Origin of the sequence: Streptomyces sp. NBC_01408, from assembly GCF_026340255.1 — a bacterium.
GTDB lineage: Bacteria > Actinomycetota > Actinomycetes > Streptomycetales > Streptomycetaceae > Streptomyces.
Genome location: NZ_JAPEPJ010000001.1, coordinates 1719656 through 1741697 on the forward strand (window position 1 = coordinate 1719656; position 22042 = coordinate 1741697).

Annotated in this window: 20 protein-coding genes, 1 tRNA gene and 1 pseudogene; 14 read left to right on the plus strand and 8 right to left on the minus strand. The window is 69.9% G+C overall.

Translation table 11 applies throughout. The annotated features are described in order from the left end of the window. Window positions 1-252 precede the first annotated feature (252 nt). Window positions 253-1254 carry a hypothetical protein gene (locus tag OG447_RS08130; protein WP_266935793.1) on the plus strand — a complete coding sequence of 334 codons (1002 nt, stop codon included), beginning with the start codon at window positions 253-255 and terminating at the stop codon, window positions 1252-1254. 58 nt (window positions 1255-1312) lie between these two features. Here the strand turns inward: OG447_RS08130 and OG447_RS08135 are convergent. After that, a pseudogene (locus OG447_RS08135) lies at window positions 1313-1447 on the minus strand (deaminase); the annotation flags it as partial. Between the two features lie 276 nt (window positions 1448-1723). Here OG447_RS08135 and OG447_RS08140 point away from each other — a divergent pair. Further along, the gene (locus OG447_RS08140; RefSeq protein ID WP_266935794.1) at window positions 1724-1921 is read left to right on the plus strand and encodes a hypothetical protein; all 198 of its coding nucleotides are present in this window, start codon (window positions 1724-1726) and stop codon (window positions 1919-1921) included. Window positions 1922-2473: 552 nt separating this feature from the next. Here OG447_RS08140 and OG447_RS08145 read toward each other — a convergent pair. Beyond that, window positions 2474-2544, minus strand: a tRNA-Gly gene (locus OG447_RS08145). 469 nt (window positions 2545-3013) lie between these two features. Between OG447_RS08145 and dcd the strand changes: the two genes are divergently transcribed. Together dcd and OG447_RS08155 are read left to right on the plus strand one after the other, a co-directional pair. After that, window positions 3014-3601: a dCTP deaminase gene (gene dcd / locus OG447_RS08150; protein ID WP_031140986.1), complete on the plus strand. Its 588-nt coding sequence runs from the start codon at window positions 3014-3016 to the stop codon at window positions 3599-3601. Beyond that, window positions 3598-4098, plus strand: coding sequence for a phosphoribosyltransferase (locus OG447_RS08155; protein ID WP_266935795.1), 501 nt, complete (start codon window positions 3598-3600; stop codon window positions 4096-4098). Before dcd ends, OG447_RS08155 begins: the two co-directional genes overlap by 4 nt. 117 nt (window positions 4099-4215) lie before the next feature. On the opposite strand, the gene OG447_RS08160 is transcribed toward OG447_RS08155, so the two are convergent. Then, entirely contained in the window at window positions 4216-5112 is an 897-nt protein-coding gene (locus tag OG447_RS08160; RefSeq protein WP_266935796.1) for a Yip1 family protein, read from the minus strand. A 292-nt stretch (window positions 5113-5404) separates the two neighbouring features. On the opposite strand from OG447_RS08160, the gene OG447_RS08165 reads away from it, so the two are divergent. Continuing rightward, window positions 5405-6496, plus strand: a complete 1092-nt coding sequence (locus OG447_RS08165) for a hypothetical protein (protein WP_266935797.1) — start codon at window positions 5405-5407, stop codon at window positions 6494-6496. Between the two features lie 92 nt (window positions 6497-6588). On the opposite strand, the gene OG447_RS08170 is transcribed toward OG447_RS08165, so the two are convergent. Beyond that, window positions 6589-9099, minus strand: a complete 2511-nt coding sequence (locus OG447_RS08170) for a (Fe-S)-binding protein (RefSeq protein WP_266935798.1) — start codon at window positions 9097-9099, stop codon at window positions 6589-6591. 110 nt (window positions 9100-9209) lie between these two features. After that, complete coding sequence (locus tag OG447_RS08175) at window positions 9210-9743, minus strand: sugar transferase (RefSeq protein WP_266935799.1); 534 nt, start codon at window positions 9741-9743, stop codon at window positions 9210-9212. Window positions 9744-10013: 270 nt separating this feature from the next. On the opposite strand from OG447_RS08175, the gene dnaK reads away from it, so the two are divergent. From dnaK to OG447_RS08195, 4 genes are read left to right on the plus strand one after another with little or no spacing between them, the layout of a single operon-like run. Then, the gene (dnaK, locus tag OG447_RS08180; protein ID WP_266935800.1) at window positions 10014-11864 is read left to right on the plus strand and encodes a molecular chaperone DnaK; all 1851 of its coding nucleotides are present in this window, start codon (window positions 10014-10016) and stop codon (window positions 11862-11864) included. Continuing rightward, complete coding sequence (gene grpE / locus OG447_RS08185; protein WP_266935801.1) at window positions 11864-12529, plus strand: nucleotide exchange factor GrpE; 666 nt, start codon at window positions 11864-11866, stop codon at window positions 12527-12529. The genes dnaK and grpE overlap by 1 nt, the downstream gene beginning before the upstream one ends. 39 nt (window positions 12530-12568) lie before the next feature. Beyond that, the gene (gene dnaJ, locus OG447_RS08190; protein WP_266935802.1) at window positions 12569-13750 is read left to right on the plus strand and encodes a molecular chaperone DnaJ; all 1182 of its coding nucleotides are present in this window, start codon (window positions 12569-12571) and stop codon (window positions 13748-13750) included. Window position 13751: 1 nt separating this feature from the next. Further along, complete coding sequence (locus OG447_RS08195; RefSeq protein ID WP_266935803.1) at window positions 13752-14216, plus strand: helix-turn-helix domain-containing protein; 465 nt, start codon at window positions 13752-13754, stop codon at window positions 14214-14216. Window positions 14217-14414: 198 nt separating this feature from the next. Here OG447_RS08195 and OG447_RS08200 read toward each other — a convergent pair whose 3' ends face one another. Next, window positions 14415-15461 carry a helix-turn-helix transcriptional regulator gene (locus tag OG447_RS08200; RefSeq protein WP_266935804.1) on the minus strand — a complete coding sequence of 349 codons (1047 nt, stop codon included), beginning with the start codon at window positions 15459-15461 and terminating at the stop codon, window positions 14415-14417. Between the two features lie 84 nt (window positions 15462-15545). On the opposite strand from OG447_RS08200, the gene OG447_RS08205 reads away from it, so the two are divergent. Together OG447_RS08205 and OG447_RS08210 are read left to right on the plus strand one after the other, a co-directional pair. Continuing rightward, entirely contained in the window at window positions 15546-15821 is a 276-nt protein-coding gene (locus tag OG447_RS08205; RefSeq protein WP_266935805.1) for a hypothetical protein, read from the plus strand. A gap of 29 nt (window positions 15822-15850) precedes the next feature. Further along, window positions 15851-16132 carry a (2Fe-2S)-binding protein gene (locus OG447_RS08210; RefSeq protein WP_266938802.1) on the plus strand — a complete coding sequence of 94 codons (282 nt, stop codon included), beginning with the start codon at window positions 15851-15853 and terminating at the stop codon, window positions 16130-16132. Window positions 16133-16305: 173 nt separating this feature from the next. Here OG447_RS08210 and OG447_RS08215 read toward each other — a convergent pair whose 3' ends face one another. After that, complete coding sequence (locus tag OG447_RS08215) at window positions 16306-16719, minus strand: pyridoxamine 5'-phosphate oxidase family protein (protein ID WP_266935806.1); 414 nt, start codon at window positions 16717-16719, stop codon at window positions 16306-16308. A gap of 133 nt (window positions 16720-16852) precedes the next feature. Between OG447_RS08215 and clpB the strand changes: the two genes are divergently transcribed. Both clpB and OG447_RS08225 read left to right on the plus strand, forming a co-directional pair. Then, window positions 16853-19453, plus strand: a complete 2601-nt coding sequence (gene clpB / locus OG447_RS08220) for an ATP-dependent chaperone ClpB (protein ID WP_266935807.1) — start codon at window positions 16853-16855, stop codon at window positions 19451-19453. A 145-nt stretch (window positions 19454-19598) separates the two neighbouring features. Next, the gene (locus OG447_RS08225) at window positions 19599-20141 is read left to right on the plus strand and encodes a YbjN domain-containing protein (protein ID WP_266935808.1); all 543 of its coding nucleotides are present in this window, start codon (window positions 19599-19601) and stop codon (window positions 20139-20141) included. 10 nt (window positions 20142-20151) lie between these two features. Here the strand turns inward: OG447_RS08225 and OG447_RS08230 are convergent, their stop codons facing one another. Next, the gene (locus OG447_RS08230) at window positions 20152-21336 is read right to left on the minus strand and encodes a hypothetical protein (protein WP_266935809.1); all 1185 of its coding nucleotides are present in this window, start codon (window positions 21334-21336) and stop codon (window positions 20152-20154) included. Window positions 21337-21627: 291 nt separating this feature from the next. Between OG447_RS08230 and OG447_RS08235 the strand changes: the two genes are divergently transcribed. Beyond that, window positions 21628-22035 carry a hypothetical protein gene (locus tag OG447_RS08235; RefSeq protein ID WP_266935810.1) on the plus strand — a complete coding sequence of 136 codons (408 nt, stop codon included), beginning with the start codon at window positions 21628-21630 and terminating at the stop codon, window positions 22033-22035. The last annotated feature ends 7 nt before the right edge of the window (window positions 22036-22042 follow it).

The following is a 22042-nucleotide window of genomic DNA, read 5'->3' on the forward strand; positions in this document are numbered from 1 at the left end:
CCGCGCAGCCAGAAGGCCTGGCCGGCCCCGGTCTCCACCAGAAGTTGTGCGGGTCGCCCGGCGGGTCGGCGGGTCGGCTCGGCCTGGACGCGCCTACCGGAACCTGGTCCGTGCCAGTGCCTGTCATCCGTGGTCGGTCGTCATCCGCACTGTCAACTGCCCGTCATTACCCCTGAGGTAATCGTTTTCTCTGGCGCCCTCGAAGAAGCTTGATCCATCGAAGCGATCAAGCGATCACGAACGGGGAATGACATGAACATGCGGCGGTACATGCGCACCGGAGTGTTCGCGGCGGCCACTCTCCTCGCAGGCCTCACCATCGGTGCCGCGCCGGCCACCGCCACCGCCGAGGGCGGCGAGTGCGCCGAGGTCCGCGAGAAGGTAGACCGGCTCGAAGGGCGGATCACCCCGAACGCCTGCGCCTTCATGAAGCGGCAGATCGTCTTCGGCGAGGCCCCCAGCCTCCAGACCTACCTGGACATCTTCGACGAGGAGGCCAGCCTCTGGGAGGCCGGCGGCAAGCCCCAGCGCGGCCACGAAGTGATCGGCGCTTCGATCAGCAACTCACTCCGCCTTGTGCCGGACCTCCGCTACCGCGGCACGAACGTGGTCGCCGACGGCGCCGTGATGATGTTCGGCCAGCAGAACACGGTCACCCTCAAGGGCCACAAGGTCAGCTACCCGCAGATCGCCCGCAACGTCCTCGGCGATGACGGCAAGACCATCCAGGCCCGCCGCTACTACGACCGCTACGAGCTGTTCCAGGTCTTGCCCGAGTCTCAGCGGCCCCGCCCCCTCTTCGCCGGCATCGCCGACCCGGCCGGCCCCGGCCCGCGCGGAGCGGCCCCCGACCGGTTCCACGCCCAGGAAGTCCCCGCCCGCCTCGCCGCCTGGAACAGCGGGGACGCTGCCGCGCTGGCCGCCCGTACCGGCAACGCCAAGCTGGCCGGGCCCGGTCTGGACCGGTCGCTGACCACCCAGGGGGGCAAGACCGCCTACCTGCAGCGGCTGTTCGAGAACGCCGACGTCGAGTTCAAGGCGGGCCAGGTCGCCTTCGGCCGCACCACCACCTACATCGAGTGGCATGGCACGATGACCGACCCCAACGGCACCGACCCCAAGGGCACCGGCATCCCCTTCGGGATCGTCGAGCGCATTGGCCCGAAGGGCGAGTGGGAGCTCTACTTCGACACCCTGCCGGTGATCGCGGACGAGGACGAGATCCGCGGCCTGTTCAAGGCGCTCGCGAGCTAGGTGCGGTCGTGCACCGGCCGCTCCCCGAGCCGGCCTCCGGCCCGCCGGAACAACTGCGGTTCAGTGTGAACGAAGGACGCCGGCGGTGGGTCATGACGAACACCGGGGAGTGCGACGGCGGCTCATCACCCCACCAGCTCCACTCGTAGTCCTGCCAGGGCCCGCACTGAGGGCCGAACTAGTGCCGTCACAGCGACTGTTGTGGGACTTCAGGACCCGGCGCAGCGACATCGCCACTGGTCCACGCCTCACGCACGCGAAGCCATCCCCTGCCCACTCATCACCCTCGGCATGTTCACCGCTCTGAAGGCACGGATGGGGCACGCCCCCCCTCGGCGGTCGGCTGGAGTGTCACTCGGGTAGCCCTCGCCCGGACGGCGGTGTGCGCGCCGGGAAGCTGCGCTGTCCAGGTCGTCGAGGCCAGGGTGTCCGGGGTGGAATTCCAGCAGGCCGCCGTCGTCGGGGTGGGGTGGGGATTCGAGAAGAGGACCAGGGCGAGGAGGTGGTCGTCGGTGTGGGCGCCATGGGTGTCGCCCTCCCGGTGGAGGATGTTCAAGACATGCCGCTCGACGGGGTCCCGCACCGTGCTGACCTCGCTGCCCAGCACGGTGGTGAGGAAGGCGAGCAGGGCGGGGTCCTGGTACAGGCTGCTGACCAGCGCGGATAAGCGCAGCCCGTGTGAGACGGGTGTCCTGCGGGCCGAGTCCGCCGGCGGTGAGGGCCAGGCCGGTGGCCGTCGGGCTGGAGTAGGGCTCGTCCGGGATACGGGGCCAGCCGCCGTCGGCCGCTGGGAAGCCAGGAGTGCCGGGGTGGCGGTGCGGCTGGCACGGTGCGGGGCAAGCGCCGACCCGGTCTCGGCGGCGCCGTAGGACGGCGGGAGGTACCAGTCGGAGAGGCCCGGTCCGCCCGGTCGGCTCCGGCCAGCGCGAGCAGGGTGTTGCCGGTGGTGTCGTTGTCGGATTCGAGTGGAGCAGTGCAGGCCCAGCCGACGTCCTGCTTCTGCGCCGAGGCGAAGAAGTCCAGAGCGGCGGGGAGGGCGGCCGCGTCGAAACGGGGTGCCCGCGTAACGCGCGGACGCCCTCCCCCGCGAAGCCGGCAGCGACTCGGCGAGCAATCTGGAGCGCCATCAGGGCAGTTATGGCACGCGCATGGCACGCGGGCAGGGAAAGGTTCAGACAACGAAGAAGGCCCAGGTAGCTGACCTGGGCCTTCTTGTAAGAGCGGATGACGGGAATCGAACCCGCGCTATAAGCTTGGGAAGCTCATGTTCTACCATTAAACTACATCCGCACAGCGTGCCAGTTGCCTGGAGCCGTATCGTGCCTCACTCTACCCCATGATCGACCCCCGGTGAATTTCCGCGGGGTCGTTGTCATGTGCGGCGTACACCGAGGCGTGTGGGGGCGGGAGTTGGGGCGTACCGTGTGAGTGCGGAGCGGCGGCTGGAGTGGGTCCCGATCATCCCCTAATGTGGCGATTCGTCGCAGTACGGCTTGTTGGGGAAAGGGACTCGATGGAGCACACCGTCGTCCGCTGTGCCGAAGGGCACGTTTTCAGTACCGCCTCCTTCCCGCTGCAGCACCTCGGTGCCGGCCGGATCGGACCCGGGCGGCTGCTGAGGTGTCCGCGGTGCGCGCGGCTGAGGCACGCCGTGCCCGTGGGTGGCGTGAAGCGGTAGGCAGCGGTAGAGGCTGGGCCGGGCGCGCGGGCATCCGCTCTCGATTGGGGGTGGCCCGCGCGCTCTGCGTATCCTCGGGACGTGCTTCTCTCTGACAAAGACATCCGGGCCGAGATCGACAGCGGACGGGTTCGCATCGACCCGTTCGAGGAGTCGATGGTGCAGCCCTCCAGCATCGATGTACGTCTCGACCGGTTCTTCCGGGTGTTCGAGAATCACCGCTACGCCCACATCGATCCCGCGGTCGAGCAGTCCGACCTGACCCGCATGGTCGAGCCCGAAGGGGACGAGGCGTTCATTCTGCATCCGGGTGAGTTCGTGCTGGCCTCGACGTACGAGGTCATCTCGCTGCCCGACGACATCGCCTCCAGGCTGGAGGGGAAGTCCAGCCTGGGCCGCCTGGGGCTGGTGACGCATTCGACCGCCGGGTTCATCGACCCCGGGTTCTCGGGCCACGTGACCCTCGAGTTGTCGAACCTCGCCACGCTGCCGATCAAGCTGTGGCCGGGCATGAAGATCGGGCAGCTGTGCCTGTTCCGGCTCAGCTCGCCCGCGGAGTTCCCGTACGGCAGTGAGCGGTACGGGTCCCGGTACCAGGGGCAGCGCGGGCCGACCGCCTCGCGCTCCTTCCAGAATTTCCACCGCACCCAGGTGAGGCACGAGGCATGACTGACGGAGTACGCGAGAACCTCGACTACGAGGGATTCGGCCGGGCCGTGCGCGAGCTCGCGCAGACCATCGCCGACGACGGCTACGAGCCCGACATCATCCTGAGCATCGCCCGGGGCGGGGTCTTCGTCGCGGGCGGGCTGGCCTACGCGCTCGACTGCAAGAACATCCACCTGGTGAATGTGGAGTTCTACACGGGTGTCGGCACCACCCTGGAGATGCCGGTCATGCTGGCGCCCGTGCCCGAGGCGATCGACTTCACCGACAAGAAGGTGCTGATCGCCGACGACGTCGCCGACACCGGCAAGACGCTCAAGCTGGTGCACGACTTCTGCCTCGGCCACGTCGCCGAGGTGCGGTCCGCCGTCATCTACGAGAAGTCCCACTCACTCGTGAAGTGCGAGTACGTGTGGAAGAAGACCGACGAGTGGATCAATTTCCCGTGGTCGGTGGAGCCGCCCGTGGTGAAGCGGGAGGGTCAGGTCCTCGACGCCTGATCCACGACGCCTGATCCACGACGCACCCCCCGGTGCACGAAGGGCCCGCCGCGCAGCGACTGCGTGGCGGGCCCTTCCCGTGCGTACGGGGTACGGGTTACGGGGTGCTGGGTACGGCTACAGCGTGCCGAGCTTGATGATCGACAGCAGGGCGACCAGCTGGATCGCGGACGCGCCCAGGGCCTTCGGCCACGGCAGGTCGTGCGACTTGCTGATCAGCGAGGTGAAGAGCGCGCCCGCGGCCACCCAGGTGGCCCAGCCGAGCACCTGCACGACCATGTTGTCGCCGCCGAGGAACACGGCGAAGAGCAGGCGCGGGGCGTCCGTGATGGACATGACCAGCATCGACAGGCCCACGGTCGGCTGCCACGCGCCGTCGCCGCCCAGCTGGCGGGCCAGGGTGTGCGTGACGGCGCCCAGGAGCAGGCCGCAGATGACGAAGGCCACGCCGGCCGACAGGACGACCGGGACGGCGTTCATCAGCGTCGCGTTGATCGCGTCCTCGCGGGCGTCGTCGAGGCCGAAGACCGCGAGCAGCCCGTAGAGGAAGGTCACGATCAGCGCGGGACCCCAGACGGCGTAGTCGCGCATCTGGAGGAACGTCTGCCCCGGGCGGGTCACGATGCCGCGGAGCAGCTCCTTCCACGGCAGCCGCGGGCCCACCGGGGCGGCCGCGGCAGCCCCGGCGTGGTACGTCGCGCCCTGGTTGTACGGGTCCTCGCCGAACGCGAAGACCTGGGTGTGCCCCGGGTTGTCGTTCGTGTACGCCGGTCCGGGGCCGTACGGAGGCTGCGCCTGCGGCTGCTGTCCGTACGGGTCGAAGTACTCGGGCTCGCCGGGGCCCCCTGGGGCCCCCTGCTGGGGCCACTGCTGCTGCGGGGGCGGTGGCCCGGCGGGTGGGTAGGGCTGCGAGCCGTACGGCGGCGGTTGCTGCTGACCGTACGGCTGCTGCCGCGGGGGTTGTTGCGGGGTGCGGTTGTTGTCCCGGCCGCGTCCGATCCTGAATCCAGCCACGTGATCGAAAGTACCTGCTCCGGCGGGCCCGGGTGGCCGGGCTGCCGGAACCGGCCGCCTTTGCGGCTGACCTGTGACATCCCCTAGGGGTACCCCGGGGGGTCCACCCCACCCCGATGGTTTGTCCGGTTTACCTGGCTGCGCGGCATTCTGTGGCGCTTCGTTACATTGCCGAAGGATTACGCACATATCGGGCCCGTAGCTTCGTTCCTGTCGACGCCACGCAGCACGAACGACCGACGCACGACCGACGCACGAACGAGCCAGAACGAGCACGAGAAGAGCCCTCATCATGCGCAGCACCCGCCGCACCACCCTCCGCAGCACCGCCGTCGTCGCCGGCGCGGCCGCAGTCCTGGCGCTCCCCGTCGGGTCCGCCTTCGCGGATTCCCCCGCCGTCCCGGAGCCGCAGGTGCTGCCCGGCATCGAACAGCCGCCGGTCGGGCCGAAGGTGGACCCCTCGGTCGAGCCGTCGGTCGAGCCGAAGGTGGACCCGTCCGTCGAGCCGCAGGTCGATCCCTCCGTCGAGCCGAAGGCCGACCGGACCAACCCGCCCACGACTCCTCCGGTCAAGCCGAAGCCGGGCCTCCGGGCGTACGTCACCACCGTGAAGCTGGCGGACGGTTCGATCGCCAAGGTCTACAAGATCGGCGACCAGCACTTCGAGGCTGACATCTACGCCGGTCCCACGAAGCTGGACACACTGGTCAGCAAGGGCGGCGCGGCGGCGTACGGCCAGAACAACGGACTGCACGTCGTGCTCCAGCCGAACGGCACCGTGACCTCGTGGGTCGAGGGCGCGCCCAAGCCGAAGCCGCCGGTCGAGAAGCCGAAGCCGCAGGTCAAGCCCGAGGTCAAGAAGGTGACCTCGGTCCGGATCGCCATAGCCGACGGGCGGATCGCCAAGCTGGTGGACGGCCCGGACGGCAAGCGCGTGGAGGTCTCCCTGCCGAACGGCAACCCGCTCGGCACGATCGACCTGAAGCACCCGGCCGTGTACAAGGACGGCTGGACGTACAAGCTCGTCCAGGACGGCAAGCGCGTGAAGTTCGTCGTCATCGACGGCAAGAGCGGCGGGAACAGCTGGGTGTACGACTTCAGCGGCAAGCTGCTCGAGGAGTACCTGGTGGACACCGGCAAGAAGGACGTCAAGGACGTCCAGAAGGACGTCCAGGACGTCCAGAAGGATGTCCGGCCCGCCGACCAGCCGGCCGTCGGGAAGGTCGTGCCGAAGGGCGGCGTGCAGGCCGGCGCCGAGGGGGTCACCCCGGCGAAGGGCGACACGCCGGTACTGGTCGCCGCGGGCGGCGGTATGGCCGCGGTCGGCGCCGCGGGCCTCGGCTTCGCGCTGCTCCGCCGCCACCGCGCGGGGGACGAGGGCTGACCCCGGCCCCGGCCCTGACGGGCCCGGAAACGCCGCAGCGGCCGGTCCCCCGGGGTGGGGGGACCGGCCGCTGCGGCGTGCTGCGGGATGACCTACTTGGCGTCCTCGGGCTTCGTCTCGGCTGCCTTGGGCTCCGCCTTGGGCTCCGCCTCAGGCTCGGCCGGAGTCTCGGCCTCGGGCTTCGCCTCAGGCTGCGTCTCCGCCTCCGGCGCCGCCTCGACGGCAGTTTCCTCGGCGGCCTTGGCCTCGGCCTCGGCCTTGGCTTCGGCTTCGGCCTTCGCCTCGGCCTCCGTGGCGGCCTTGGCTTCGGCTTCCGCCTCGGCCGCAGCAGCAGCCGCAGCGGCCTCCGCTTCCGCTTCCGCCGCGGCGGCCGCGAGCTCCGCCTCCGTCGGCTCCGGGGTCTTCACGGACTCCAGCAGCAGCTGCGCCACGTCCACGACCTGGACGGACTCCTTCGCCTGGCCGTCGTTCTTCTTGCCGTTCACCGAGTCGGTCAGCATCACCAGGCAGAACGGGCACGCCGTCGAAACGATGTCCGGGTTGAGGGACAGCGCCTCCTCGACACGCTCGTTGTTGATGCGCTTGCCGATCCGCTCTTCCATCCACATCCGCGCGCCACCGGCGCCGCAGCAGAAGCCCCGCTCCTTGTGGCGGTGCATCTCCTGCTGGCGCAGCCCCGGCACGGCCGACATGATCTCGCGCGGCGGCGTGTAGACCTTGTTGTGGCGGCCCAGGTAGCACGGGTCGTGGTAGGTGATCAGGCCGTCGACCGGCGTGACCGGCGTCAGCCGGCCCTCGTCGATCAGGTGCTGGAGCAGCTGCGTGTGGTGGATGACCTCGTACTCGCCGCCCAGCTGCGGGTACTCGTTCGCGATGGTGTTGAAGCAGTGCGGGCAGGTGGAGACGATCCGCTTCGCCGTCTTCGGCTTCTTCGTCTCCGGGTCCTCGTCGTCCTCACCGAAGGCCATGTTCAGCATGGCCACGTTCTCCTGGGCGAGCTGCTGGAACAGCGGCTCGTTGCCCAGGCGGCGCGGGGAGTCGCCGGTGCACTTCTCGTCGCCGCCCATGATCGCGAACTTGACGCCCGCGATGTTCAGCAGCTCCGCGAAGGCCTTCGTGGTCTTCTTGGCCCGGTCCTCCAGGGCGCCCGCGCAGCCGACCCAGTACAGGTAGTCGAACTCCGAGAGGTCCTCCGCGTCCTTCCCGATGATCGGGACCTCGAAGTCGACCTCCTTCGTCCACTCCACGCGCTGCTTCTTGGCCAGGCCCCAGGGGTTGCCCTTCTTCTCCAGGTTCTTGAGCATCGTGCCCGCCTCCGACGGGAACGCGCTCTCGATCATCACCTGGTAGCGGCGCATGTCGACGATGTGGTCGATGTGCTCGATGTCGACCGGGCACTGCTCGACGCACGCGCCGCAGCTCGTGCAGGACCACAGCACGTCCGGGTCGATGACGCCGTTCTCCTCGGCGGTGCCGATCAGCGGGCGCTCGGCCTCGGCGAGGGCGGCGGCCGGGACGTCCTTCAGCTGCTCCGCCGTGGCCTTCTCGTTGCCCTCCATGTCCTTGCCGCCGCCGGCCAGCAGGTACGGGGCCTTGGCGTGCGCGTGGTCGCGCAGGGACATGATCAGGAGCTTCGGGGACAGCGGCTTGCCGGTGTTCCAGGCGGGGCACTGCGACTGGCAGCGGCCGCACTCCGTGCAGGTGGAGAAGTCGAGGATGCCCTTCCAGGAGAACTGCTCGACCTGGGAGACGCCGAAGACATCGTCCTCGCCCGGGTCCTCGAAGTCGATCTCCTTGCCGCCGCTGGTCATCGGCTGGAGAGCGCCGAGAGCGACCGCGCCGTCCGCGTTGCGCTTGAACCAGATGTTCGGGAAGGCCAGGAAGCGGTGCCAGGCCACACCCATGTTGGTGTTGAGGCCGAGGGTGATCGCCCAGATCATCGTGACGCTGAGCTTGAGCCCGGCGAAGAAGTACACGAGGTTCTGCAGCGTGCCCAGGCTCAGGCCGTCGAAGACCAGCGCGAGCGGGTACGAGAAGAAGTACGCGGCTTCGTAGCTCTCGACGTGGTGGAGGTTGGCCTCCAGCGCGCGCAGCGCCGTGATGCAGATGCCGATGGTGAGGATGACGTACTCGACGAAGTACGCCTGCCCGGCCTTCGAGCCCGTGAAGCGCGACTTGCGGCCGGCCCGCGAGGGCAGGTTCATCAGCCGGATCACGATCAGGGTCACGATGCCGACGGTCGTCATCATCGTGATGAACTCGGTGTAGACCTCGTACGGCAGCCAGCCGCCCACCACGGGGAGCACCCAGTCGGCCTTGAACAGCTGGCCGTACGCGGTGACGATCGTCAGGCCGAGCGTCAGGAAGCCGACGGCGACGAACCAGTGCGCGAAGCCGATGATCCCCCACCGGTTCATGCGCGTGTGGCCGACGAACTCCTTGGCCAGGGTGAGGCTTCGGGCCTTCCAGTCGTCCGTGCGACTGCCGGCCGGCACGGGCTGGCCGATCTTGACGAACCGGTAGATCTGCGCCCCGGCTCGGGTGATCAGCGCGACGCCGACCACGGTCAGAACCAGCGACACGATGATCGCGGCGAGTTGCATGGGCGGGCTCCTCGGGCGGCACTTACTAAGCGGTAACTTATGAAGTCAAGGCTTGAGGTTACCCATTCCCGACGCCGCAATGTAGCTGAGCATGCGGTGATCTGTGTCGCTCAGGCATGCCTTTGCCGATAGGCCGCCCGAGGGGTCTGCGCCAGGATCGCGAGGTCCATCCCGAGCCAGTGGTTCTCCACATAATGCCGGTCCAGCAGCGCCATCTCCTCCCAGGGCAGGTCCGAGCGCGCGCTCACCTGCCACAGCCCGGTCATCCCGGGTCGTACGAGGAGCCGCTCGGGCCGGTCCGTACGGGCTCCCGGGCACGGTCCGACCAGCGACATCTCGCCCCGCACCACATTGAGCAGCTGGGGCAGGCCGTCGAGGGCGCAGCGCTCCACGGCGGCCCCGATCCGCCCCGCGCCGTCCGTGCGCAGGCGCCAGGTGCGGAACGGCCGCCCGGCCAGCCCGGCGGCCTGCTCCCGTACGAGGACCCGCCCGCCCCCGGCCGCGTACAGCAGTCCGGCGGCCAGCAGCAGTGGCACGGCGCACACGGCGAGCAGGACCAGTGAGGCGGCGAGGTCGAGCACCCGCTTGGCCGGCGGCCGTAGCCCTGGCCGGGCGGGGAGGGTCAGCGGCAGCAGCAGAGGCATGTCAGCACCGTGCCGTACGCCTCCGGCGGGGTCGGGGTGCCGCGCGGCCACGGTGACCCGTTCGGGTGCGGCGCCGTTGCCGGCGTTCCGCCCCGGACCCCGCGCCTCAAACGCCGGCGGGGCTGAAATCCAGCCTCGCCGGCGTTTGGGCGAAGGTTGCGCGTAAGGGGCGGCTAAAGGTTGAGTCCCCTCGGCTCAGTTCTGTTGACGCCAGCGCAGCGGTACGGCATCCTTGAGCCTGTTCCACTCAAGTCAGCTGGAGGAATCGAAATGGCACGTGCGGTCGGCATCGACCTGGGCACCACTAACTCCGTCGTCAGCGTTCTGGAAGGCGGAGAGCCCACCGTCATCACCAACGCCGAAGGCGCCAGGACCACGCCGTCCGTCGTCGCCTTCGCCAAGAACGGCGAGGTCCTCGTCGGCGAGGTGGCCAAGCGCCAGGCGGTCACGAACGTGGACCGGACCATCCGCTCGGTGAAGCGCCACATGGGCACCGACTGGAAGATCAACCTGGACGGCAAGGACTTCAACCCGCAGCAGATGAGCGCCTTCATCCTGCAGAAGCTGAAGCGCGACGCCGAGGCCTACCTGGGTGAGAAGGTCACGGACGCGGTCATCACCGTCCCGGCCTACTTCAACGACTCCGAGCGCCAGGCGACGAAGGAGGCCGGCGAGATCGCCGGTCTGAACGTCCTGCGCATCGTCAACGAGCCGACGGCCGCCGCCCTGGCCTACGGTCTCGACAAGGACGACCAGACCATTCTCGTCTTCGACCTCGGTGGCGGCACCTTCGACGTGTCGCTGCTGGAGATCGGCGAGGGCGTCGTCGAGGTCAAGGCCACCAACGGTGACAACCACCTCGGTGGCGACGACTGGGACCAGCGCGTCGTCGACTACCTGGTGAAGCAGTTCCAGAACGGCCACGGCGTCGACCTGGGCAAGGACAAGATGGCGCTCCAGCGTCTGCGCGAGGCGGCCGAGAAGGCGAAGATCGAGCTCTCCTCCTCCACGGAGACCACGATCAACCTGCCGTACATCACGGCCTCCGCCGAGGGCCCGCTGCACCTGGACGAGAAGCTCACGCGCGCCCAGTTCCAGCAGCTCACCGCCGACCTGCTCGACCGCTGCAAGGCCCCGTTCCACAACGTCATCAAGGACGCGCGCATCCAGCTGTCCGAGATCGACCACGTGGTCCTGGTCGGCGGCTCCACCCGCATGCCGGCCGTCGCCGAGCTCGTCAAGGAGCTGACCGGCGGCCAGGACGCGAACAAGGGCGTCAACCCGGACGAGGTCGTCGCCATCGGCGCGACCCTCCAGGCCGGTGTCCTCAAGGGTGAGGTCAAGGACGTCCTGCTCCTCGACGTGACCCCGCTGTCCCTCGGTATCGAAACCAAGGGCGGCATCATGACCAAGCTGATCGAGCGCAACACGACCATCCCGACCAAGCGGTCGGAGATCTTCACGACGGCCGAGGACAACCAGCCGTCCGTGCAGATCCAGGTCTACCAGGGCGAGCGCGAGATCGCGGCGTACAACAAGAAGCTCGGCATGTTCGAGCTGACCGGCCTGCCGCCGGCCCCGCGTGGCGTCCCGCAGATCGAGGTCTCCTTCGACATCGACGCGAACGGCATCATGCACGTGACCGCGAAGGACCTCGGCACGGGCAAGGAGCAGAAGATGACCGTCACCGGCGGCTCTTCGCTCGGCAAGGACGAGGTCGACCGCATGCGCCAGGAGGCGGAGCAGTACGCGGACGAGGACCACCGTCGCCGCGAGGCCGCCGAGTCCCGCAACCAGGGCGAGCAGCTCGTCTACCAGACGGAGAAGTTCGTCAAGGACAACGAGGACAAGGTCCCGGCCGAGGTCCGCACCGAGGTCGAGGCGGCCATCGCCGAGCTTCAGGAGAAGCTCAAGGGCGAGGACACCGCCGAGATCCGCACCGCGACCGAGAAGCTCGCCGCGGTCAGCCAGAAGCTGGGCCAGGCGATCTACGCCGACGCCCAGGCCGCTCAGGGCGCCGCCGGTGCCGCGGGCGCCGAGGGTGGCCAGGCCAAGGCCGACGACGACGTCGTCGACGCCGAGATCGTCGACGACGAGAAGCCGAAGGGTGGCGCGGCCTGATGTCGGAGGAGACCCCGGGTTTTGACGAGAAGCCCGAAGTCCCCACCGGCGCCACGCCTGACGACGCCGAGCCGAAGGCCGCCGACTCCTCCGAGGAGGGGGAGGCGGCCCCGGCCGGGGACTCCGCAGCAGCAGCTCAGGACGTAGCTCTTCTGGCGCAGCTTGACCAGGCCCGTACGGCGCTCGCCGAGCGCACCGCGGACCTCCAGCGGCTCCAGGCGGAGTACCAGAACTACCGCCGCCGGGTGGAGCGGGACCGGATCGCCGTCAAGGAGATCGCGGTCGCGTCCCTCCTGACGGAACTGCTCCCGACCCTGGACGACATCGGCCGGGCGCGGGAGCATGGCGAGCTGGTCGGCGGCTTCAAGTCGGTGGCCGAATCGCTCGAGACCGCCGCGGCCAAGATGGGTCTGCAGCAGTTCGGCAAGGAGGGCGAGCCCTTCGACCCGACGATCCACGAGGCCCTGATGCACTCGTACGCGCCGGACGTCACCGAGACGACCTGCGTGGCGATCCTGCAGCCGGGGTACCGGATCGGCGAGCGTACGATCCGCCCCGCGCGGGTCGCGGTGGCCGAGCCCCAGCCGGGCGCGGCCCCCAAGTCCGAGTCGGCGGAAGGCGAAGCGCCGTCGGACAAGGACGCGGATGCCCCCGACAAGGGCTGACGCACCACACGTAGCGGCACGAGAGGAGGGACACCGGGGATGAGCACCAAGGACTTCGTCGAGAAGGACTACTACAAGGTCCTCGGTGTCCCGAAGGACGCAACCGAGGCCGAGATCAAGAAGGCGTACCGGAAGCTCGCGCGCGAGTTCCACCCGGACGCCAACAAGGGCGACGCCTCCGCCGAGGAGCGCTTCAAGGAGATCTCCGAGGCGAACGACGTCGTCGGAGACCCGAAGCGGCGCAAGGAGTACGACGAGGCCCGCGCCCTGTTCGGCAACGGGGGCTTCCGCCCCGGTCCGGGCGGGGGCGGCGGGTCCTTCAACTTCGACCTGGGCGACCTCTTCGGCGGGCAGCAGCAGGGCGGTCCGGGCGGCGGCTTCGGCGGCGGTCTGGGCGACGTCTTCGGCGGCCTGTTCAACCGCGGCGCCGGCGCGGGCGCGGGTACCCGTGTCCAGCCGCGCCGCGGCCAGGACGTCGAGTCGGAGGTCACCCTCTCCTTCACGGAGGCGGTGGACGGGGCCACGGTTCCGCTCCGGATGTCCTCCCAGGCACCCTGCAAGGCCTGTTCGGGCACCGGCGACAAGAACGGCACCCCCCGGGTGTGCCCGACCTGCGTCGGCACCGGCCAGGTCTCGCGGGGCAGTGGCGGCGGCTTCTCGCTGACGGACCCCTGCGCCGACTGCAAGGGCCGCGGCCTGATCGCGGAGACCCCGTGCGACGTCTGCAAGGGCAGTGGCCGGGCACGCAGTTCCCGCACCATGCAGGTCCGGATCCCGGCGGGCGTCTCCGACGGCCAGCGGATCCGGCTGCGCGGGAAGGGCGCGCCGGGCGAGCGCGGCGGTCCGGCCGGTGACCTCTACGTCGTCGTGCACGTGGACGCGCACCCGGTGTTCGGCCGCAAGGACGACAACCTCACGGTGACCGTGCCGGTGACCTTCGCGGAGGCGGCGCTGGGTGCCGAGATCAAGGTCCCGACCTTGAACGGCCCCTCGGTGACGCTGAAGCTTCCGCCGGGCACGCCCGGCGGCCGGACGATGCGGGCCCGCGGCAAGGGCGCGGTCCGCAAGGACGGCACCCGCGGCGACCTGCTGGTGACGGTGGAGGTGACCGTCCCCACGGAGCTGACGGACAAGGCACGTGAGGCGCTGGAGATGTACCGCGAGGCGACGGAGTCCGAGGACCCCCGCTCCGCGCTGTTCGAGTCCGCGAAGGGAGCCTGACATGGACGGCCGCCGCAACCAGCCCCGTTTCGGCAACGGGGCTTACCAACTCACTGACGAGACCCCGGTCTACGTGATCTCGGTGGCCGCCCAGCTCTCGGGTCTGCATCCGCAGACCCTCCGCCAGTACGACCGTCTCGGCCTGGTCTCCCCGGACCGTACGGCCGGCCGCGGCCGGCGCTACTCGGCCCGTGACATCGAGCTGCTCCGCACGGTGCAGGCGCTGTCGCAGGACGAGGGCATCAACCTGGCGGGCATCAAGCGGATCATCGAGCTGGAGAACCAGGTCGCCGCGCTCCAGCAGCGCGTGGCCGAGCTCTCCGCGGCGGTGGACGGTGCGGCGGCCACCCTTCAGGCCCGCGAGGCCCAGGTGCACGCCTCGTACCGGCGGGACCTGGTCCCGTACTCGCCGCCGCAGCCGGGCAGTGCCCTGGTCGTCTGGCGCCCCAAGCGCCCGTTGGACTGATCCGCCCGCTGACTGCGAAGAAGGCCCTGCCCGGTATGCCCGGGCGGGGCCTTCGCGGTGTTCCGGGGTCCCGGGGTCCCGGCGCTCCCGGCGTCCCTGCGTGCGTGCCGTGGGCGGCCTCTGCGGCCCTGCCTGCGCCCTGTCGGTGGCCGCCCGCGGCGGGGCGGGGGCCTGGGGCCGCGGCGCGGCAGGGGGCGGTCAGAGGTGCCGTTCCGGGGCCGGGGCCGGGGACGGGTCCGAGGGCCGGCCGAGGATGCCGGACTGGGCGATGAGGTAGCCCAGTTGGGCGCGGCTGCCGCTGCCGAGGGTGGTGGCGAGCTTGGCGATGTGGGCCCGGCAGGTGCGGACGTTCATACCGAGGCGGCGCGCTATGGCCTCGTCGACGTGGCCCTCGATGAGGAGCTGCGCGATGCTCCGCTGCACGCCCGAGATCCCGCCGGGGGTGCTGCGGTACGTCACTTCCTCCTGGAGGGGCACGGCGCGGTGCCACAGCTGCTCGAACACCTTGATGAGGTAGTCCACCAGCCCGGGGTGGCGCAGCTCCAGGGCCACCCGGCGGTCGTCGCTCGCCGGGATGAAGGCCACGGTGCGGTCGAAGATGATGAGGCGCTCGATCAGTTCCTCCAGGGTGCGGATCTCCACCTTCCCCGTGGAGATCCGGTCCACGTAGGCGAGGGTTCCCTGGCTGTGCCGCGCCGTGTGCTGGTAGAGGGTCCGTATGCTGACCCCGCGGTCGATCAGCGGCTCGTCCCGCTCCAGGGCCTGGGTGAGGGCGACCGAGGGCCGCGCCCCTCCCGGCTGGACCGTCAGGACCTCGGTGTGGCATTCGGCGGTCGCGAGGTTCAGGGCGGCGTTGATCCGTTCGAAACCTTCCAGCACCGTGATGGCGTGGGTGTTGGCCGGGTTCTGCGCACTGATGGCCAGGAACGGCTCGAAAGTATCGGTCAGATCTACAGCGCTGCGCCGGCGGTCCTGGATCTCGCGTTCAATCGGATGGAGCCGTTGGGCCAAAGCGACGGATGGGGGAACCGGACGCAGTTGGTTCGCGTCATCCGGGTCGGGCTGCAGAAGAGCGAATTCAAGCAGGCAGGGGGCATTCTGGATCTCGCCCCGGGCGATGCGGCCAGTGCTCAGTGCCGCCGCGTAGAGCCGCGTTCCCTCGTCACACATGGACGTGACGGGGTGGGGATGTGTCGGTTTTGTGTCGTTTCGCGTCAAATCTCCACCCCCCAGGGTCCTGAACATGCAAGAACATGATGCATCGTCCCTGTGGCATTGACGTGCCTGAATGAGCCATCGTCTGTCACGCGGGGGAGAGGATTCCATCAAGTGAGGACGAAGCCGACCATGTACAAGAGAATGCTTCGCTCGGTGCTTGCCATAGTTTTCTCCGCCGTTGCGGTTTTTTGGGCAGTCAGCGCCGTCGAAAGTGACGCGGGGAGCGCTAGGGGCAATCAGGGCACCGAGCTGATGGGCAAGGCGTCCGACACGGGCTGGACCATCGGGCCCGTGGACAAGTACGCGGATACCGGCTGGACGAGCGGTCCACTGAACGGGAAGTCCGACACCGGTTGGACGACGGCGCCGGCGACGGTGTCCGCGTGACCCCCGACGACCGCGGCTTCCGCCGCGAAATGGCCTCTGCCTACCGCTCCGGCTGGCAGTTCATCGACCTCGCCACGGCCATTCCCCACTCCGGTGACTCGCTCATGGTCACCCTGTTCGGCCAGCCGATCGTCGTCGTGCGCGAGGAGGACGAGGACGTACGTGCCTACCGGTGCCTGCGCCGCCCGCGGGGCGCACCGCAGCCCGTCCGCTGCGAGGTGCGCTACGGAATGGTCTTCGTCAATCTCGATCAGCGCGACCACCAGCTCTTCGAACCCGATATCACCACCGCCACCCCCCGCAGTGCCTGAAGCGATTCCCCCGTCGTCGCAGATCGCTCAGGTGCTTCCCCCACACAACGGCGCCATCGTGGACCTGACCACGATGGCGCCGTTGTGATGTCCGCGTCCAGTAGCCGAACCGGACAAGATGAAAGCTGAACTGTTTTCGGCCCGGACCGCCGGGACCCGGACCGCCCCGGGCCTCAGGCGCGCCCCATGGCCCGGTCCAGGGTGATCTCGATGACCACCCGGTCCGGATTGGGCGAGGGCGTCCGCCCGTACCGCTCCGCGTAGCGCGCCACCGCGTCGGCGACCGACGCCTCGTCCGTGCGGATCACCGCGTGCCCCTCCAGGGTGGCCCAGCGGCGCCCCTCCATCTGGCACACCGCGACCCGGGCCCCGCCCGGCCGCGCGGCCTGGGCCGCCAGGACGTTGCGGACCTTCTTGCTGTGCTTGTTGCTGATCACCCGGGCCCGTCCGGCCTCCGGGTCGTACGTCACGCCCACCGGCACCACGTGGGGCGTGCCGTCCGGGCGGGGGGTGGTCAGCGTGCAGACGTGCCGCTCCCGCCAGAAGGCGAGGTACTCGGGCGTCGGGTTGAGTACGTCAGGGGACATGGGACCGAGCGTACGGTCCACGGCACCGAGACCGGCCGCGGGTCCGGCGCCTGAACTTCCTTGAGTGGAATAGACTCAACTTTGCATACGCTGACCATGTCATGGTTCCCCCTCGGGGAGAGGAGAGTCACCCGTGGATGCCGAGCTGACCAACAAGAGCCGGGACGCGCTGAACGCGGCCACCAGCCGCGCCGTCAAGGACGGGCACGCGGACCTGACCCCCGCGCACCTGCTGCTGGCCCTGCTCGCCGGCGAGGACAACGAGAACGTCATCGACCTGCTGGTCGCCACCGACGCCGACCTGGCCGCCGTACGCGCGGGCGCGGACCGGCTGCTCGCCGCGCTGCCCAGCGTCACCGGCTCCACCGTGGCGCCCCCGCAGCCCACCCGGGAGCTGCTCGCCGTCCTCGCCGAGGCCGACGGTCAGGCCGGGAAGCTCGGCGACGACTACCTTTCCACCGAACACCTGCTCATCGCCGTGGCCGCCAAGGGCGGCGCGGCCGGTGAGCTCCTTTCCGCACAGGGCGCGACGGCGAAGAAGCTGCTGGCCGCCTTCGAGAACGCACGAGGAGGACGGCGGGTGACCACCCCCGACCCCGAGGGCCAGTACAAGGCCCTGGAGAAGTTCGGCACGGACTTCACGGCAGCCGCCCGTGAGGGCAAGCTCGACCCGGTCATCGGCCGTGACCAGGAGATCCGGCGCGTCGTCCAGGTGCTCTCGCGCCGTACGAAGAACAACCCGGTGCTCATCGGCGAGCCCGGCGTCGGCAAGACGGCCGTCGTCGAGGGCCTGGCCCAGCGCATCGTCAAGGGCGACGTCCCCGAGTCGCTGAAGAACAAGCGCCTCGTCGCCCTGGACCTCGGCGCGATGGTCGCCGGCGCGAAGTACCGGGGTGAGTTCGAGGAGCGGCTGAAGACCGTCCTCGCGGAGATCAAGTCGAGCGACGGCCAGATCATCACCTTCATCGACGAGCTGCACACGGTCGTCGGCGCGGGCGCCGGCGGCGATTCGGCCATGGACGCGGGCAACATGCTCAAGCCCATGCTGGCCCGCGGCGAGCTGCGCATGGTGGGCGCGACCACGCTCGACGAGTACCGCGAGCGGATCGAGAAGGACCCGGCGCTGGAGCGGCGCTTCCAGCAGGTGCTGGTCGCCGAGCCGTCCGTCGAGGACACCATCGCGATCCTGCGCGGGCTCAAGGGCCGCTACGAGGCCCACCACAAGGTCGTCATCAACGACAGCGCGCTGGTCGCCGCGGCGACCCTCTCCGACCGGTACATCACCTCCCGCTTCCTGCCCGACAAGGCCATCGACCTCGTCGACGAGTCCATGTCCCGGCTGCGCATGGAGATCGACTCCTCCCCCCTGGAGATCGACGAGCTCCAGCGCGCCGTGGACCGGCTGCGGATGGAGGAGCTGGCGCTGAAGAACGAGTCCGACCCGGCCTCGCTGGAGCGCCTGGACAAGATCCGCAAGGATCTGGCGGACAAGGAGGAGGACCTGCGGGGCCTGACCGCCCGCTGGGAGAAGGAGAAGCAGTCCCTCAACCGGGTGGGCGAGCTCAAGGAGCGCCTGGACGACCTGCGCGGACAGGCCGAGCGCGCCCAGCGCGACGGGGACTTCGACTCCGCCTCGAAGCTGCTGTACGGGGAGATCCCGACGCTGGAGCGCGAGCTGGCGGAGGCCACCGAGGCCGAGGCCGAGGTCTCCAAGACCGGACGCTCCAAAGACGCGATGGTCAAGGACGAGGTCGGCCCGGACGACATCGCGGACGTGGTCGGCGCCTGGACCGGCATCCCGGCGGGCCGCATGCTGGAGGGCGAGACCCAGAAGCTGCTCCGGATGGAGGAGGAGCTGGGCCGCCGCCTGATCGGCCAGGGCGAGGCCGTACGGGCCGTCTCGGACGCCGTACGCCGCACCCGCGCCGGAATCGCCGACCCCGACCGGCCCACCGGCTCCTTCCTGTTCCTGGGCCCGACGGGCGTGGGCAAGACGGAGCTGGCCAAGGCCCTGGCGGACTTCCTCTTCGACGACGAGCGGGCCATGATCCGCATCGACATGTCGGAGTACGGCGAGAAGCACAGCGTGGCCCGGCTGGTCGGCGCCCCGCCCGGGTACGTGGGCTACGAGGAGGGCGGCCAGCTGACCGAGGCTGTGCGTCGGCGCCCGTACAGCGTGGTCCTGCTGGACGAGGTGGAGAAGGCCCACCCCGAGGTCTTCGACGTCCTGCTCCAGGTCCTGGACGACGGCCGCCTCACGGACGGCCAGGGCCGGACCGTGGACTTCCGCAACACCATCCTGGTCCTGACCTCGAACCTCGGTAGTCAGTTCCTGATGGATCCGGCGGCCTCCGAGGAGGACAAGAAGGCCAAGGTCCTGGAGGTGGTCAAGGCCTCCTTCAAGCCGGAGTTCCTGAACCGCCTGGACGACCTGGTGGTCTTCTCCGCCCTGAGCCGCGACGAGCTGGCGCACATCGCCGAGCTCCAGATCGGCCGGCTCGCGAAGCGCCTGGCCGACCGGCGCCTGACCCTGGACATCACACCGGAGGCCCTGGCCTGGCTGGCGGACAAGGGCAACGATCCGGCGTACGGCGCCCGGCCGCTGCGCCGCCTGATCCAGACGGCGATCGGCGACCGGCTGGCCAAGGAGATCCTCTCCGGCGAGGTCAGGGACGGCGACACCGTACGGGTCGACGTGGCGGGCGAGGACCTGCTGGTCGGAAAGGCGCTCTAGGGGGCGTCCGGCCGGATCGGCGAGACGCCCCACGGGCCCCGGGCGGGCTCCCGTGTCCGCCCGGAGCGGATCGGGCGTCCGGGGGTGGACACGGGGTAGGCGAGATGGGGGAGGATGCAGGTATCCGCACGAAGGGAAGTACACGGTGAGCATCGACCCGGCCTCGATTCCGAACTTCGGAGGGCAGCAGCCCGATCCGCAGGCCACAGGACCGGCGGGCCCCGTCGTCCCCGACCAGGATCTGGTCAAGCAGCTGCTGGAGCAGATGGAGCTCAAGTACGTCGTCGACGACGAGGGTGACCTCGCGGCGCCGTGGGAGGAGTTCCGCACGTACTTCATGTTCCGCGGCGAGGACGAGCAGCAGGTCTTCTCGGTGCGGACCTTCTACGACCGTCCGCACAAGATCGACGAGAAGCCGCAGCTTCTCGAGTCGATCGACGACTGGAACCGCCGCACCCTGTGGCCGAAGGTCTACAGCCACACCCACGACGACGGCTCGGTCCGCCTGATCGGCGAGGCGCAGATGCTGATCGGCACCGGCGTCAGCCTGGAGCACTTCGTGTCCTCCACGGTCAGCTGGGTCCGCGCCTCCATCGAGTTCGACAAGTGGCTCGTCGAGCAGCTCGGTCTGGAGAACGACGTCGACTCCACCGGCGGCGACGAGGACACGAACGGCGACAACAACTAGTCGTCGCACGTCACAGCGGTACGCGCGCTACGAGCAGCAGATAGAGCCCGTAGCCGTAGGAGAGCCCGGCCAGCCCCGCGGTCACCACGACCGCGGTGCGCGGCCGGGCTCTGGCCATGGCGGCGGCGAGCGGCAGCAGCAGCGGGAACGCCGGCAGCAGGAACCGCGGCTTCGACTCGAAGAACCCGGCCCCGCCGAAGGTCATCAGCAGCAGTACCCCGGTGTACACGAGCAGGGGCAGCGAGGTGCGGTCCAGCACCAGCAGCGCCGCCAGCAGCCCGGCGGCGGCCAGCAGGACCACCGTCACGGTGGTGGCGAGCGGCACGTGCCCGCCGGTCAGCACCCGTTCCGCGGTGCGCAGCGCCCCCGCGCCGAAGTCGAAGCGCGAGCCCCAGCGCCGCTGCACGGTGAAGTACCCGCCGAGGGGGTCCCGCCCCCGCACCCCGACGGTGAGGACGTACGCCGCCCAGCCCGCCGGGGCCAGCAGCGCCGCCGCCCACACCTCGGGCGCCCGGGCCCTGCGCACGACCAGCGCGTGCAGGGCCACGGCGCAGACGGCGGCCGCGACGGCGATCCCGGTCGGCCGGGTCAGCCCGGCGAGCACGGCCAGGCCCGCGGCCCACAGCCAGCGGCCGCGCAGCAGGGCGTAGAGGGACCAGGCGGCGAGCGCGGCCAGCAGCGCCTCGGTGTAGGCGAGGGTCAGCACCACGGCGTGCGGCAGGGCCGCCCAGAGCCCCACGAGCAGCACCCCGGCGCGCGGCCCGAGCAGCCGCTCCCCGATCCGGTACACGCCGACGGCGGCGACGGCGGCCGATACCCAGGCGATGAGCAGCCCGGCGGGGACCAGTCCGCCGGGCAGCACGGCGGAGACGAGCCGCATCAGGACCGGGTAGAGCGGGAAGAAGGCGTAGTCGCTCTGTACCGGCCCGGTGCCGGTGAGGGCGTCGGGCGACATCACGGTGCGCCCGTACCCGTCGGCGGCGATCCCCAGGTACCAGGAGGAGTCCCAGGAGCGGCCGAGGACCCGTACCGGATCCCGCCCGGCCCACCAGGACCCGGCGGCGACCACCAGGATCCCGGCGCCGCGCACGGCGGCGAACACCCCGAGCGCGACCACCGCCGAGGGGGCGGCGGCTCGTACCGCCCGAAGGTGCGGCGGCAGCGAGGAGACGGGGATCCTGCTGCCCGTTGCCATGTATCCCGACTCTTCCGCTCGGCGTGACGACACCCGTCCGGCGACGGGGGCTTCGGGCACCTTCGAGGCCGTCAGCTTCACACCGCCTTCACTCGCCCCGCAAGCATTCCTGGGCATCGTTTGCGCCAATCGGTCGGCGGGCCACCGCGTTTGGCACGGTCGACGGGGGTGTAAGGGTCGCTTTTCGGCCGACCGGAGCCATGTGTGATGACGGTCACTCCGGAGCCGATCATTCGAGGGTTACGGTCGCTCACGTTGTCAGTGCAAAGCTCTCAACTCAGGGGGAAGAACATGACGCACACGCGCAAGCGCATAGCCGTGGTGGGCCTGACCGCAGTACTGGCCCTGCCCGTCGGCATCGCGGCCGCCGGCGAGATCACCAACAGCCGCCTTCCGTTCTCGATTGCGACCGCCGGGTCCAAGGAGGACGGCGACCGCTGGAACGGGCCCGGTTCGGGCCACGCGAAGGCCTGTGGCGACGTCCCGGTGTCGGACACGCGGACCTTCAGCGGCTACGTCTACCAGGACAAGGACTGGATGCCCGACCCGAAGATCGCCTCGGTGTCGAAGAACTACTCCTCGGGCTTCGGCTGCGGCTCCTACGGGGGCACGACCACGGGTGGCAAGTACTACACCAAGGCCACCTGGGCCGGGATTCCCGGAAGCCGTGCCTACGGCTTCGTGTCCGCTCAGAACTGATCAGGGA